The sequence below is a fragment of the Corynebacterium sp. MSK122 genome (genome assembly GCF_030229435.2).
Lineage (GTDB): Bacteria > Actinomycetota > Actinomycetes > Mycobacteriales > Mycobacteriaceae > Corynebacterium > Corynebacterium marquesiae.
Window position 1 is genome coordinate 56,531 of the sequence record NZ_JASPHV020000003.1, and the last position, 14,805, is coordinate 71,335.

At 58.3% G+C, this 14,805-nt stretch carries 14 protein-coding genes and 2 tRNA genes; 9 read left to right on the top strand and 7 right to left on the bottom strand.

The genetic code is table 11. The features are described from left to right. Positions 1–2: 2 nt before the first annotated feature. Positions 3–218: a hypothetical protein gene (locus tag QP934_RS02225; RefSeq protein ID WP_419126686.1), complete on the top strand. Its 216-nt coding sequence runs from the start codon at positions 3–5 to the stop codon at positions 216–218. Positions 219–314: 96 nt separating this feature from the next. On the opposite strand, the gene QP934_RS02230 is transcribed toward QP934_RS02225, so the two are convergent. Together QP934_RS02230 and orn are read right to left on the bottom strand one after the other, a co-directional pair. Further along, positions 315–390, bottom strand: a tRNA-His gene (locus QP934_RS02230). Between the two features lie 49 nt (positions 391–439). Beyond that, positions 440–1,087, bottom strand: coding sequence for an oligoribonuclease (gene orn, locus QP934_RS02235; protein WP_340418922.1), 648 nt, complete (start codon positions 1,085–1,087; stop codon positions 440–442). A 210-nt stretch (positions 1,088–1,297) separates the two neighbouring features. Between orn and QP934_RS02240 the strand changes: the two genes are divergently transcribed. Next, on the top strand, positions 1,298–2,845 hold the full coding sequence (locus QP934_RS02240; RefSeq protein ID WP_419126687.1) for an alanine/glycine:cation symporter family protein: 1,548 nt from the start codon (positions 1,298–1,300) through the stop codon (positions 2,843–2,845). Here the strand turns inward: QP934_RS02240 and cmrA are convergent. The 3 genes from cmrA to QP934_RS02255 all read right to left on the bottom strand — a co-directional run bounded on the left by cmrA (position 2,842) and on the right by QP934_RS02255 (position 4,769). Beyond that, positions 2,842–3,642 carry a mycolate reductase gene (gene cmrA, locus QP934_RS02245; RefSeq protein WP_005327278.1) on the bottom strand — a complete coding sequence of 267 codons (801 nt, stop codon included), beginning with the start codon at positions 3,640–3,642 and terminating at the stop codon, positions 2,842–2,844. The genes QP934_RS02240 and cmrA overlap by 4 nt on opposite strands. A gap of 96 nt (positions 3,643–3,738) precedes the next feature. Continuing rightward, positions 3,739–3,812 (bottom strand) — tRNA-Arg (locus tag QP934_RS02250). A gap of 39 nt (positions 3,813–3,851) precedes the next feature. Next, a complete protein-coding gene (locus QP934_RS02255) occupies positions 3,852–4,769 on the bottom strand; it encodes a LysR family transcriptional regulator (RefSeq protein ID WP_419126688.1) in 918 nt (305 codons plus the stop codon). Between the two features lie 66 nt (positions 4,770–4,835). Here QP934_RS02255 and QP934_RS02260 point away from each other — a divergent pair, with 66 nt between their 5' ends. The 6 genes from QP934_RS02260 to ald all read left to right on the top strand — a co-directional run bounded on the left by QP934_RS02260 (position 4,836) and on the right by ald (position 12,005). Beyond that, positions 4,836–6,887: a cytochrome c oxidase assembly protein gene (locus QP934_RS02260; RefSeq protein WP_419126689.1), complete on the top strand. Its 2,052-nt coding sequence runs from the start codon at positions 4,836–4,838 to the stop codon at positions 6,885–6,887. Positions 6,888–7,069: 182 nt separating this feature from the next. Next, on the top strand, positions 7,070–7,711 hold the full coding sequence (locus QP934_RS02265) for a single-stranded DNA-binding protein (RefSeq protein WP_269953627.1): 642 nt from the start codon (positions 7,070–7,072) through the stop codon (positions 7,709–7,711). Positions 7,712–7,830: 119 nt separating this feature from the next. Then, complete coding sequence (gene ettA, locus QP934_RS02270; protein WP_049377249.1) at positions 7,831–9,501, top strand: energy-dependent translational throttle protein EttA; 1,671 nt, start codon at positions 7,831–7,833, stop codon at positions 9,499–9,501. 25 nt (positions 9,502–9,526) lie between these two features. Next, a complete protein-coding gene (locus QP934_RS02275) occupies positions 9,527–9,943 on the top strand; it encodes a thioesterase family protein (protein WP_340418916.1) in 417 nt (138 codons plus the stop codon). Between the two features lie 42 nt (positions 9,944–9,985). Continuing rightward, positions 9,986–10,624 carry a hypothetical protein gene (locus QP934_RS02280; RefSeq protein ID WP_419126690.1) on the top strand — a complete coding sequence of 213 codons (639 nt, stop codon included), beginning with the start codon at positions 9,986–9,988 and terminating at the stop codon, positions 10,622–10,624. A gap of 289 nt (positions 10,625–10,913) precedes the next feature. Further along, positions 10,914–12,005 (top strand): alanine dehydrogenase, encoded by a 1,092-nt coding sequence (gene ald / locus QP934_RS02285; RefSeq protein WP_349820876.1) that lies wholly within the window; start codon positions 10,914–10,916, stop codon positions 12,003–12,005. Between the two features lie 100 nt (positions 12,006–12,105). On the opposite strand, the gene QP934_RS02290 is transcribed toward ald, so the two are convergent. After that, the gene (locus QP934_RS02290) at positions 12,106–12,489 is read right to left on the bottom strand and encodes a globin (RefSeq protein WP_239273989.1); all 384 of its coding nucleotides are present in this window, start codon (positions 12,487–12,489) and stop codon (positions 12,106–12,108) included. Then, entirely contained in the window at positions 12,490–13,500 is a 1,011-nt protein-coding gene (locus QP934_RS02295; protein WP_419126691.1) for a mechanosensitive ion channel family protein, read from the bottom strand. Between the two features lie 142 nt (positions 13,501–13,642). Here QP934_RS02295 and QP934_RS02300 point away from each other — a divergent pair, with 142 nt between their 5' ends. Next, positions 13,643–14,800, top strand: a complete 1,158-nt coding sequence (locus QP934_RS02300; RefSeq protein WP_284788843.1) for a cystathionine gamma-synthase — start codon at positions 13,643–13,645, stop codon at positions 14,798–14,800. The last annotated feature ends 5 nt before the right edge of the window (positions 14,801–14,805 follow it).

The window sequence follows — 14,805 nt, forward strand, 5'->3', positions numbered from 1 at the left end:
TAATGAAAACGGGTGAAAACGCGACTATGGTCTCCGAGACCATAGCCGCGGATTTATCGAACAAAGAGGGCGGGGCGCTCTGGAGTCACGTCGCTGGCGCTGAGACGTGGTACGGGACCGTTGGTTGGTTGATCGTGACCATGACGGTCATCGGACTCATCGTCGGCCCGATGGTCTACCTTGCCGAGAAGGTGATCGAGATCGGTGACGATGACTAGCGCCGGATTTCTAGAACCTATAACGTACTCTTTAACGTACCCGGCGTGAAAAGCAATGTACCCCGCAACCTGATCGTGCAGGTTACGGGGTATCTTTGGGGTGGCTGACGGGACTCGAACCCGCGACACCCAGGATCACAACCTGGTGCTCTACCAGCTGAACTACAGCCACCATCGCTGCGTGAAAGCAACGAGATATAGGTTAACTCACGCCGCCTAAATTACAAAAACGCCTGGTAGTCGGCGGTGGTTTCGGCCTTGATCTCCTCCGCCTCGGGGGAGGCGGGGCCCTCGTCGGTGCGGAAGACGCTGCGGCGGTAGAAGTCCAACTCGCGGATCGATTCGATAATGTCCTGCAGTGCGCGGTGGGCCATGCCCTTATCGGGCTGGTTGAAGTAAGCGCGCGGGTGCCATCGGCGGGCAAGCTCCTTGATGGTGGAGACGTCAATCATGCGGTAATGCAGGGCGCTATCGAGCCGCGGCATATAAGCGCGGATGAAGGTGCGGTCCGTGGCGATGGAGTTGCCGGCTAGGGGAGCGGGGTGCTCCGGATCGCAATGCTCATTGATGAGCGCGAGTACGGCATCCTCGGCTTCTCCGATGGAGGTGGTGGACTCGCGGATTTCCTTATCTAGCCCAGACTTAGCGTGCATCTCGGTGACGAAGGAATCCATCTGTGCCAGCTCATCCTCGGTGGCATGGACGACGAGGTCGATGCCCTCGCCCAGGATATTGAGGTTGCCATCGGTGATGACGGCAGCGACCTCGACGATGACGTGACGTTCGGGGTCCAAGCCCGTCATCTCCAAATCGATCCAGACGAGGCGGTCGTGTTTTGCGGCTATCTCGGAATGTGGCATGCGGTCCATTCTACGCCCGCGTGCTTTTACCCCTGTATGGGGTACGAACCGGGCTGCCCTGGAGGGGCGATTGCTACTGGACAACGCAACCTTTTAGAGAGTGTGGCACTGTGCTGCATAAAATGAATGGTGATTTGCCTCACTTGTAGATGTGAGTTACGGCATACTTTGGTTAATCGCTCTTCATCCGGGAGGTGCGACAGACTTAGGAGAGACCAGATGGCAAACTTCCTCGAGGCCCTCAATACCGTAATTTGGTCCCCCGTCTTGGTGTTTTTATGCCTCGGCGCGGGTATTTATTTCACCGTGGTGACACGCGGCCTGCAGGTGCGCTGTATACCGGACATGCTCAAGCAGATCGTTAACGGAGAAAAGTCCGCGGATGGCGTGTCTTCCTTCCAATCCTTGATGGTCTCGCTCTCTGGCCGCGTGGGTGTGGGCAATATCGCCGGCGTGGCCACGGCTATCGCTTTCGGTGGTCCTGGTGCAGTGTTCTGGATGTGGGCAGTGGCGCTTTTGGGCTCGTCCACCTCGTTCATCGAATGTACGTTGGCGCAGATTTACAAGGAAAAGGATCAGGACACCGGTGAGTACCGCGGCGGGCCCGCCTATTACATCGAAAAGGCCTACAAGCACACTAAGGCCGCGCCGTTCATGGTGGTCTACGGCATCGTATTTGCCGTCGCCATGATCCTGGCGACGAGTTACTTCCTGCCGGCCATCCAAGCCAATGCGGTGGCCGCTGCGGCCGATACCGCCTGGGGTATCAACTCCACCTGGGCGGCCGTCGTCCTCGCGGGCATCCTGGCCATCATCATTATTGGTGGCGTCAAGCGTATCGCGAACTTCGCCACCATTGTCGTGCCCTTTATGGCGCTCATTTATATCGTGATTTCCGTGGTGGTTATGTGCATGAACTTCTCGCAGATTCCGGAGGTCTTCGGGCTCATCTTCAAGTCCGCATTCAATATGGAAGCCGGATTCTCCGGCATGCTGGGTGCGGCCATTATGTGGGGTGTGAAGCGCGGCATCTACTCCAATGAGGCTGGCCAGGGTACCGGCCCGCAGTCCGCGGCAGCTGCCGAGGTCTCCCACCCTGCTAAGCAGGGCTTTGTGCAGTCCTTCGCGGTGTACGTTGATACGCTTTTTGTCTGCTCGGCCACCGCGTTCATGATTATTTCTACGGATATGTACACCGTCTTCCGCGGCAGCTCCGAGGACGGCGAAGTGGTCTATAACGGCTCGCTTCCTGATGGCGTCGAGGTCGGCCCCGGCTACGTGCAGTCCGGCCTCGATAGTGTTTTTGCCGGCTGGGGCCCAACCTTCATTGCTGTCTCCATTGCCTTCTTCGCCTTTACTACGGTCCTGGCGTACTACTACATGTCCGAAGTCAACCTGACCTACTTCAACCGTTGGGTTCGCTCGCGCACGGCCCGCCGTGGCCTGATCTGGGTTCTGCGCGCACTGATTATTGTTTCTGTCATCGTTGGCGCCACCACCACTCCAGGTGCGGCGTGGGCGCTGGGCGATATCGGCGTCGGTACGACGGCATGGCTCAATATCATCGCTATTCTTTTCCTGCAGGTCCCCGCCATCAAGGCACTCAAGGACTACGAAAAGCAGAAGAAGGCCGGCAAGGATCCGCAGTTCGACCCAGAAGCTTTGGGCATTAAGAATGCGGACTTCTGGGTAGAGCGCAAACGAGCACGTGGCGAGGGCAGCGTGCTCAAAGACAAAGACAAGGACTTAGAAGGCGCTGGGGCCTAGCCCATCTTGGCGTAGAAGCTGCCTACCAGCGGTGCAATCACTGGGGTGGGCAGCACCTGGCTGAGGGTATTCATCGCCTTAGACAGCGGGCCGGGCACCACGCGGCGCTGATTGCGGCGCATGGCCTCGATGGTTTCTTGGGAGCACGACTCGTAGGTGGTCCACAAAAAGTCCGGCACCACCTTGTCCACGATCGACTGGTCTTCCTCTGCGATGGTGGCCTCGCGCACTGGGCCGGGGGCAAGCAGGGTGCACGAGACGCCGGAGCCCTTCAGCTCATAGTGCAGGGCCTCCGTAAATGCATTGACGCCCGCCTTGGTGAAAACGTAGGTGGCGTTATTAGGAATGGGGATATTGCCCGCGGCAGAGCCGACATTACAGATGGCGCCGCTGCGGCGAGGCAGCATCTGCTCCAAGGCGGCTCGCGTGAGGTGGTGGACGGCAGTTCCATTGAGCTCGAACTGCGTCGTCTCGTACGACCAGTCTTGGTCCATGAAGGGGCCGAAGCTGGCGATGCCGGCGGAGTTGACCAGGATCGACACCTCGCGGGTGGCGATGGTCTCGGCCACGCGGGCGACGTCGTCAGCTACCGCTAGGTCCGCTGGCAGGGCAATGGCTTCGATATTATGGCGCTGCTCGAGCTCGGCGGCGATGGACTCCAGGACCTCGCGGCGGCGGGCCACAAGGATGACGTTATATCCCAGTGCTGCGAAATCCTGCGCCATGGCCTTGCCAATGCCTTGGCTGGCACCCGTAACGAGGGCATAAGACGTGCGGGAAGGGGCGGGAAGTGACATGGTTAAGCCTTTCCGGAGAGGGGGCATGGTGAGTCCTAGCGTAAACAAAAAGCCTTGAAGCGGCGAGAAACTCGACGCCTCAAGGCTTTCGCGCGGTGCCCCCAGCAGGATTCGAACCCGCGACACATGGGGTAGAAACCCACTGCTCTAATCCACTGAGCTATGGGGGCTTACAACGCACTCATAGTAGCCCACGAGGGCGGGGAAACCTAAGCCAGGGTGCGCTGCGGCGTGCGCAGGATGTCCACCAAGTCTTGGGCGGCTGCGGTCAGCTCGCGATCCGTGCGGTAGGCCACGATGGCGTAGTAGCGCGGCAGATCATCAGCAATGGGGCGGGTGATAATGCCGTGTGGCTGCACAGTAGGTGCGCAATTGGGCACGATGCTGACACCGAGGCCACTGGAGACCATGGGAATCGCGCTATTGAGGCTGGCGACCTCCTGGGTCTGTTCCGGCTTGAGATCCGGGCGGCTATTCCATAGGTCGTGATAGAACTCGGCCAGTTCAGGAACTTCGCGGCTGCGCGGTGGGACAAGCCAAGTTTCCTTCTTCAGCTCGGCGAGGGAGACGGGGGATTCCAACTCGGCGAGGCGCTGGGGAAGGGCGACGGAGTAGTCGAACGTGGCCACTTGGTGGACGGTGAGTTCGGGGGAGTAGCGGCGAATGAAGGCCTTCGGATCGGACGTCGGCAAGAGCGCTAGGTCCACCTGGCCATCCAGTAGGTGTTTGATAGCGGTGGCTGGCTCGGCGTCATCCAGCGAGACATTGGCGGTGGGGTAAATCCGCTTGAGCTCAGCGAGGGCCGCAGGGGTAAATTCCCAGTTCAAAATAGCGCCGGAGGCTAGCGACACGGTGCTGGCTTTATCGCCGGTGATTTCGCTGATATGGCGCTGGGTTTCGCTCAGTAGTGCATCAACCTTAACGGCCGTTTCGTAGACATAATCGCCAGCCTCAGTGGTGGAGACGCCAGAGCGCCCGCGCGAGAGCAGCTGCGTGTTCAGTTCTTTTTCTAGCTTCCGGATGGAAAGGCTCAGGGATGGCTGGGTCATATCGAGGGATTCAGCAGCGTGCGTGAATGAGCCATTGTCTACAACGGCGCGGAAATAAAGAAGTTGACGGGTGTCCATAAGCTCCATGATGACACATGTAAAGACAAAACGTGTGTTATGTGCGAAACTAGGTCGCGCTATACAATGCGCACTATGGCAAATGAGCAGGTTAACAGTGTGAACGCGGCGGGTAGGAAGCCCCGCCCTTCCTGGGGAATTTATATCGCAGCGATGCTTATTGCCGGCCTAGTTGCCGGTTTTATTTCGCTGTTTCTCCTAGCCGATTCCCTAGCTGCCTTGGGCATTCCGGATCCCGGTCGCATAACCACCTTTGGCCTGCCACTTTTTCGTGGCATGGCGTGGGTTCTCATGGCTTTGTCCGTGGGCTCTTTCTTGGCCTCGTCCTTCCTCATCGCTCCGCGTGGAAACAACGCTGCGCTTATCGATGCCCCCTTGTCCGTCGACGGCCACATCGCCGCGCGCACCGGTACGTGGGCTTCCTTTGGTATGGCGGCCGTGGGGCTCGTGGAAATTCCGCTCATTATGTCCGACCTCACCGGCGCGCCCTTTTCCCAGGTATTCGAGCCTTCCATCATGAAAATGGCGCTGACGGAAATTTCCACCACCATTGTGTGGGCAATCTCCGTGGTCATCGCCCTAGTAGTGGGCATTCTCGGTCTCGTGGGCCGCGGCTGGTCCATGCAGCCAGTCCTGCTTTTCTTGTCCATTATGCAGGTCGTACCAATTGGCATGGAAGGCCACTCCGCGGCGGGCGGCGACCATGATTACGGCACCAATTCGCTGCTGTGGCACTTGGTCTTTGTCATGCTCTGGGTAGGCGGGCTTATGGCGCTTATCGCCCACGGTCGGCGTCTCGGCCCCAATCTCGCCTTTGCGGTGAAGCGCTACTCCGGTATCGCCTTTATGGCTATTGTGGTGCTCGCTGTTTCGGGCTTGATTAACACGCTTATCCGCATGAATATCTCCGATTTAGTGGATTCCGCGTACGGAATCATTCTGATTACCAAGTTCGTGCTGACGATTTTGCTGGGCATTTTCGGCCTTGCACACCGTGAACTCACCATCCCGCAGCTGGGCAAGAATCCGCGCCTTTTCCTTCGCATTGCCATCGTGGAAGTAGCGGTCATGGCCGCCACCATTGGCGTGGCCATTACGCTGGGCCGCACTGTGCCGCCGGCGCCGCGCGATCCTAACCTCAACTCGATGCAGATTTTGATGGGCTATGAGCTGTTTGAAAAGCCTACGGTGCTCAACGTGTGGACCATGTTCCGCTTTGACATCATGTTCGGCACCATTGGCCTGCTCTTGGCCGCGGCCTATGGCTACTGCGTCTACCGCGTGCATAAGCGTGGCCTGACCTGGAGCAAGGGGCGCACCGCATGGTTTATGTGCGGTGCGCTTGGCCTGACTCTTGTAATGTCTACCGGCCTAGGTCTTTACATGCCCGCGATGTATTCCATGCACATGTTGGTGCACATGATTTTGTCCATGGCGGTACCGCTCCTGCTCGTCCTGGGAGCGCCGCTGACCTTACTTATGGAGGCTTTTGAAGCGGGGCCGGAGGGAAAGCCTAGCCTGCACGACTATGCGCTGGCGGCCACCCAGTCCAAGATCGTCGGGTTTATCACTAATCCATTTGTCAACCTCGTGCAGTACCTATTTTTCCTCTACGTGCTGTATTTGTTCCCGGGCCTATATCAATTCGCTATCTCCGAGCACGCCGGCCACCTCATTATGAACTTCGCGTTCATCATCTCCGGCTGCTTCTATTTCTGGGAAATCATCGGGCCGGATCCGCTGCCCAAGCGCCACTCCACTCCGTTCCGATTGGCCGTGTTGTTCCTTTCCATGCCATTCCACCTCTTTGCCGGTGTGTATCTCATGCAGCTGCAAAGCGTGTTGGGGGCAGACTTCTACCAGTATTTGGAGCTGCCCTGGGATCAGGATCTGCTCCAAGACCAACGCGTGGGCGGCGGCATCGCGTGGGGCTTTGGCCAGTTCCCGCTGGTTATCGTCTTTGGCAAGCTCTTCCTGGACTGGCTGAGCGATGATCGCGCTACGGCTCGCCGCCACGATATGCAGGCGGATGCGGACGATGATGCCGAATTGGAACGCTATAACGCGATGCTGCAGGATATGGGCCACGGCGATGAATCAAGCTTCCGCGGGCGCTAGCCTGTGGATAACCGGTTTAAAATCACCCCAAATCCCTAGTTTTGTTGACGGGTACAACAAGTTATTCACAGGCTAAAGGTGGTCGGCATGGTGCGGCTTGCGCGCTGGTATCAGGATGTGGAAGCGAGCGAGGAAAACCGAACTCGCCTATCCAACTATCCAGCAAAGGATTTTCTAGCACCATGTCCCAATACCCAATTACCTTGACCGGTCGCCTTACTCGCGATCCCATCCTGACCAAGACGTCAACTGGGGCCTATAAGGCCAAACTGCGCGTTGCCTCCTCGCGCCGAATTCCGGACCGTCAGGTCGATGCCGGCGCCAATGATCCGGAAGGACACAACTCCAAAGCCCCGCAGTGGCGCGACGTGGACCACCTCTACATCGACGTCGAAATGTGGAATCAATTCGCCATCAATGTGCGCAAATCCCTGGCTAAAGGCATGCCGCTGATCATTGTGGGCTCCTTAGTGACAGAACAATGGCGCGATGACCAGGGCACCGATCACTTCCGCACTTTCATTAAGGCGCAGTATGTAGGCCTGGATCTAAACCGCCACGTTATCGGTACGAAGCGGCTTGCTCCGCAGTACAACCAGGAAAATATTGCGGTCCCAGAACTAGGGGACAACGCCATCGAACCGGACGTGGACCACAGCCTGCCGTCGCAGCAGGCGGGGCAGGGAGATACCGCTGCCGATACAGCAGCGGACCGCTACCTAGCCGAACGAGCCGCAGCTGCACGCGGTGGGGAGGAAGATACCTTCGACGCCGAAGTGGAAGAGGAGGCTGCCGAGGCAGAATCCGCCCCAGTGAACGCTTAAGCGTTTCCTCCCCGGCTTGATCGCCTCGGGTGTACCTGACCCGAGGCACTTGGGCGGTGGTTCTGATGTAGTGTTTGTGTAGATAAATACGTCTCCCAAATTTTTGCAAAGGGGTAAAAGTGGGCGAATTCATCTACACGATGAAAAACGTGCGCAAGGCAATTGGCGATAAAGTCATCCTTGACGATGTAACAATGGCGTTCTACCCAGGTGCCAAGATTGGTGTGGTCGGCCCTAACGGTGCCGGTAAGTCCTCCATTCTGAAGATTATGGCCGGCCTGGACCAGCCTTCCAACGGCGAGGCTTTCCTGGATCCGGGTGCCACCGTGGGCATCCTGCAGCAGGAGCCGCCACTCAATGACGAGAAGACCGTGCGCGGAAACGTCGAAGAGGGCTTGGGCGATATCTTTGAAAAGAAGCAGCGCTTCGAGCAGATCGCCGAGGAAATGGCCACCAACTACAGCGATGAGCTCATGGAAGAGATGGGCAAGCTGCAAGAAGAGTTGGACGCCGCCGATGCTTGGGAGGTTGATTCCAAGATCGAGCAGGCCATGGAAGCTTTGCGCTGCCCGCCTTCCGACGCCCCAGTGACCAACCTTTCTGGTGGCGAGCGCCGTCGTGTAGCGCTAGCTAAGCTCCTGCTCACCGAGCCGGACCTGCTGCTGCTCGACGAGCCTACGAACCACCTAGACGCCGAGTCCGTGCAGTGGCTGGAGAAGCACTTGGCCGATTACCCGGGTGCCGTCTTGGCCGTGACCCACGACCGCTACTTCTTGGACCATGTCGCGGGCTGGATTTGTGAGGTTGACCGCGGCAAGCTCTACCCGTATGAGGGTAACTACTCCACCTACCTGGATAAGAAGCAGGAGCGCCTGGAGGTCGCCGGCAAGAAGGATGCGAAGCTGCGCAAGCGCTTGAAGGACGAGCTGGAGTGGGTACGCTCCGGTGCGAAGGCTCGCCAAGCCAAGAATAAGGCTCGTCTGGAGCGTTACGAAGAGATGGCTGCTGAGGCCGAGAAGTACAAGAAGCTCGACTTCGAAGAGATCCAGATTCCTACCCCGCCGCGCCTGGGCAATAAGGTCGTGGAGGTCAAGGACTTGCAGAAGGGCTTTGATGGTCGCACCTTGATTAAGGACCTCTCCTTCACCCTGCCGCGCAACGGCATCGTGGGCGTTATCGGCCCGAATGGCGTGGGTAAGACCACCCTGTTTAAGACCATCGTTGGCCTGGAGCAGCCGGATGCCGGTTCTGTCGAGGTGGGCGATACCGTCAAACTGTCGTACGTGGACCAGAACCGTGAAAACATTGATCCTGAGGCAACCGTGTGGGAGGTTGTCTCCGGCGGCCTAGATTACATTCACGTGGGTCAGAACGAGATGCCTTCGCGTGCTTACCTGTCCGCTTTCGGCTTCAAGGGCCCGGATCAGCAGAAGCCATCCAAGGTACTTTCCGGTGGTGAGCGCAACCGTCTGAACTTGGCACTGACCCTGAAGGAGGGCGGCAACCTGATCCTCCTTGATGAGCCGACCAACGACTTGGACGTGGAAACCCTTGGCTCGCTGGAAAACGCGCTGGAGAAGTTCCCGGGCTGTGCCGTGGTCATCTCCCACGACCGCTGGTTCTTGGACCGTACTTGTACCCACATCTTGGCCTGGGAGGGCAATGTGGAAGAAGGCCAGTGGTTCTGGTTTGAGGGTAACTTCGGCGATTACGAGAAGAATAAGGTCGATCGCCTCGGTGAAGAGGCAGCTCGTCCTTCTCGCGTGACCCACCGCAAGCTGACCCGCTAAGTAGCTGAAGCCTTTATTGAGGAGAATGATGGCATCCCCAAGTGTGCACACGTATCGTATTCAAACCCGCTGGTCGGACTTTGATATGTACGGCCACATGATGAACGCAAACTACATCGAGCTCGCCCAGGAGGCGCGCTTGGCCTTTGCGAAGGAGCATATCTATTCCAAGGGCCTTGACTTCATCGCGTTCGTGCGCCACCTCGATGTGGACTTCCTTCGCCCGATGGAGTTTAAGGACACCACTACGGTGGAGGTAGAAACTACCATTTCGCAGATTGGCACCACCTCGTTTACCACTACCCAGCAGGTCAAGGATGACCAAGGGGAAGTCGCGGCAACTGTGGAGTGCGTGCAGGTAGTCATCGATCGTCAGCAGCAGACTCCTCGTCCGCTGACGGAACAGGAAAAGGATATTCTGCAAAATACCGCGGCTAATTAACCGCGGCGCAGAGCGAAGATGAGAAAGGCAGGGCCCGAAGGCATGGTCACCGAGACTCTAGAAATTGGAAGCGGTGGACCTGGCCTTCGGGCCCTTGTCACGCGCGCAGTCGGCTTGGACGCGGGTGCCTCGGTACGGCTGCGCCAGCTGACTGACGACGTCGTTGATGTCTTTGTCACCACACCTTTCGAGGTGGTTGCCTCCCGCCGCGTCCAGGGCGTCGTTTCCCGCGATGGGGCAGTGGTTTCTGCTGCCACGCTCGCCGAGCAGCTCAAAGAGCATGAATCTAGCGGCACGTTAGATTTGGGTCCAGCCCGCGATCCATCCTGGCCGGGAGCCTTGCCGCCGGCCACCGGCTACAGTGCGGTCGATACCTTGCCGGTCACCGTTGTTCGCGAACTTTCCGATAAAGGTCAGCAATTGACCCGGCAATTTTCCGGCCCCATGGGCCCACCATCCAGCTTGTTGAATCAGACTGTCGTCACGGTGGAGGGGCAAGGTACCACGGTGGAAATCCCTATGCGCATGATTTTTGCCTGCACCAATTTAGGTTTGATCCCTGGCTTTTCGGCACCGATGGATGTGCCGCGGCACCTGCGGGTGGCTCAATTGGGCAGGTGGGTGCGTCTCGACGCCCCCTTTGGCAGCATCTACCGTTCCACCCGCCTGTCGCTGTTCTAACTTCGCTGGCTCGCGAGAAACCGGACCACCACGTCCCAGTTCTGTTCAATAGAATCGGCGCGAACGCGTCCTGCTTTGGCGAATTTGCCCGAAAGTGGTCCGCCTAAGGGGGAGGGGGATTCTGCCCAAGTGGGGAGTAATACTCTTTTGAACTGCACATTTACCTTATGGCTCGCTGTGTTGCTACCCCCGCTTTGTGAATTCAGGAACATAGTGCGACACGCAAACGTGTCCTGCGTTACCCTTACGTGGTCGGTGTAATTTACTCCACCCGCAAGGAGATTGTGTAATGCGTATTGCTGTGCCTAAAGAAATCATGAATAACGAGAACCGCGTGGCTCTTACCCCGAGCGGCGCGCAGACCCTCGTTCACGACGGCCACGAGGTCCTTATCGAGACCGGTGCTGGTGAGGGCGCATCGTTCCCGGATTCCGAGTACGAGGCCGCCGGTGCCAGCATCGTTGGTACCGCGGAGGATACTTGGGCGCAGGCGGAACTGCTGCTGAAGGTCAAGGAGCCGCTCGAGTCTGAGTACCAGTACCTGCGTCCGGACCTTACCGTCTTTACCTACCTGCACCTTGCCGCGGATCGTCCCTTGACTGAGGCGCTTGTTGAGGCCAATACCACTGCCATCGCCTATGAGACGGTTACTGACCGCCACGGTACCTTGCCACTTCTTACCCCGATGTCCCAGGTGGCAGGCCGCCTCGCTGCAATCGAGGGCACCCACCACCTGCTCTCCACGCAGGGTGGCCGCGGCCTGTTGGTTTCTGGAGTTCCGGGTACCCAGCCAGCACGCGTCGTCGTGATCGGCGGCGGCCAGGTTGGCGCGTCCGCCGTTGCCATGGCCCATGGTCTGCGTGCCGAGGTCACCGTGCTTGACCTTGATCCGCACGTTTTGCAGCGCTTCGATGATCAGTACGCCGGTGGCGTGCGCACCTTGATTTCGGATCCGGCCACCATCGATAAGGAACTGCAAGAAGCCGACCTTGTCATTGGCGCCGTGCTTATTCCAGGCGCTGCCGCACCGAAGCTGGTGCGTGAGGAGACCGTAAAGAAAATGAAGAAGGGCGCTGTTCTCGTGGACGTGGCCATCGACCAGGGTGGTTGCTTCGAAAACTCCAAGAAGACCTCCCACGATGAACCGACCTTCAAGGTGCATGACACTCTGTTCTACTGCGTGGCGAATATGCCGGGTGCGGTGGCCAATACCTCCACCCGTGCCCTGTCCTCCGCAACCCTGCCCTACATTCGCGCGGTAGCCAATGACAGCCTGGATGCCGCCATCAAGCGCTTCCCGGGCCTAGAAGGTGGCGTAATGACTCGTGGTGGCCGTCTGGTCTCCGAGCCTGTGCGTAAGGCCTTTGACTGGGAAGACTAAGCATCGGGTCCCCATAGTGTGGGCTAGATAAACCACAAGCCCGGCTCCTCGCTAAATAGCGGGGCCGGGCTTGTCTCGTGCGCGGGGGAAGACGGTGCGGTTATGGTGCCTTGTTGATCATCATGGCGGCCACGCGCTGCATATGATCCCAGATCATCTCGCGGTAGGCCGGCGGGATGGTTTCCTCGTCGATCTTGGCGAGGGAGTTACCCATAAGCTCTAACCACCGGTCATGCGCGGTTATATCGATGGGGTAAGGGGCGTGGCGCATGCGCAGGCGCGGGTGGCCGCGGTTTTCAGAGAAGAGCTGCGGGCCACCCCAATACTGTGCCAAGAACCAGGTAAGGCGCTGCTCGGCGCCTTCCCAGTCATTATCGGGGTACATTGGGCCGATGACATCGTCCTCTTTGACTTGGGAATAAAAGCCATGGACGAGGCGCTCAAAGGTTTCCATGCCGCCAATGGCCTCATAAACAGAATCCATTTACTCTTCTTCTTCCTTGCGGGGATCGGGAATGCCGATGCCGTGAGGGTAGGGGGTAGTAATACCTTTAGCGTGCATGACATTGAGCACGCGGGACTGTAGGAAACGCTGAACGTCCCACTGCTTGCCTGGCAAGGTCTTGGTCGAGACGCGGAAGGATACATAATCCGGCTCAAAGCCAGACATGCCGTCCACACGTGGCGTGCTGAGGATGAGCTTGCGCACCTTATCGTCCTGTGCGGCTTCTTTCACTGCGTCCTCAATGACTTCGCCAGCAACCTCTGGGTCATTAGAAAGACCTACCGGAATCTGGATGCGGGCAACGGAGTACTCATCAGAGTGGTTGGCCACCTGGAGAATTTCACCATTGCGCACGTACCACAGGGCGCCATCGATATCGCGGACCGTGGTGATGCGCAGGGAGATGGACTCGACATCGCCAAAGACACCATTGCCCAAATCAACCACGTCACCAATGCCGTACTGGTCCTCAATGAGCATGAAGATGCCGGAAAGGAAATCCTTTACCAGCGCCTGGGCGCCAAAGCCGAGGGCAACGCCGATAACACCGGCAGAGGCGATAAGCGGTGCCACGTTAACGTCTAGCTCATCCAAGATGGCAATAACAGCCCACACCCAAACGAAGATGGCGGCGGCGGAGCGGGCTACGCCGGCAAGTGTCTTGATACGGGAGGCTCGCCGGGTCTCGCGGGTTTGGCGCATGGCCTCTTCTTGTTGGCTGAGCTCGGGGCGATTGGCGCGGCCCTTGAATTTCCCGCGCAGGCGCTGCTTATCCAGTCCGGAGGATTTAATGCTATTTTCGGCCACTTTGTTGATAACTCGACGGAGGAGCCAGTGGGCGATAATCGCCAGGATAAGGATGATTGCGATGCGAATCGGGCGCTCGATAAGCCAACTTTGCACCTTCTCGTCATTCCAAAAACTGGACACGGACTCGACGGCCGAGTCCGTGGTGGAAGCGGCTGAGGCTAAGAATTGCGTATTCATCATTCTTTCTTAGTCGTGGACAATGGGAACCACGCCCATTGTAGGGGTTGCTCCTGAAAGTTCGACGGGCCCCAGGCTAAGGTTTGTGAAAATAAATACTCATCTCCCCGTAGGAAATGAACAGCTTGGTCTAGACTGTGTGGCTATGACAGAACGCAGCACGCAGAACCTCGCTCAAGGCTTTACGTCCCGTTCCATCCACGGCGGCTATCACCCGGATCCGCACATGGGCTCTATCAACGTGCCCATCTATGCCTCGACCACGTTTGCGCAAGACGGCTTGGCGCAGCTGCGCGGCGGATTCGAATACGGCCGTGTGGCCAATCCGACCGTGCGCTCGCTCGAGCACACCCTAGCGGCACTAGAAGGCGCAGAGTATGCACGCGTGTTTTCCTCCGGCATGGCCGCTGCCGATACCTTGATCCGCATCCTGGTGCGCCCAGGAGATCACGTCATCCTGGGCAACGATGCCTACGGTGGTTCCTACCGCCTGCTTAATGATTTCACTGAGTGGGGCGTGGAGATGTCCATCGTGAACACCAGCGATACCGCTGCGGTTGCGGCCGCGGTCCAAGAGAATACCAAGCTTATTTGGCTGGAAACGCCCACTAATCCGGCGCTAAATATCACCGATATTGCCGCGGTGGCCAAGATTAAGGGCAACGCGCAGGTACTGGTGGACAATACTTTTGCCACGCCCTACTTGCAGAACCCACTGGAACTCGGCGCCGACCACGTGCTGCACTCGACCACCAAGTACTTAGGCGGGCATTCAGATGTACTGGGTGGCGCGGTAGTTACTAATGACGCCCACGTGGACGAGCGCCTGCTCTACTTCCAAGGCAATGTGGGCGCGGTGAGCTCGCCTTTCGACGCCTACCTTACCGCCCGTGGTATCAAGACGCTGTCGGTGCGCATGGATCGTCACTGCGCGAATGCCCAGAAGGTAGCAGAATTTCTACAGGGCCGACCCGAGGTCAAACAGGTGCTCTACCCGGGGCTCAAGGAGCACCCGGGGCATGAACTGGCGGCACAGCAGATGCGTGGCTTCGGCGGCATGATGTCAGTGCGCTTCCACAGCGCGGAGCATGCCAAGCAGATCTGCCTCAATACCCGGCTTATCTGCCTGGCGGAGTCGCTGGGCGGAGTGGAATCGCTCATCGAGCATCCAAAGAATATGACGCACGTATCTGCGGAAGGGTCCGAGCTGGTGCCGCCGGAGGATCTGGTGCGCATTTCCATCGGTATCGAAGATATCGATGACCTGCTCGCAGACTTGGAGCAGGCCCTCGACGCGCTATAGGCCGC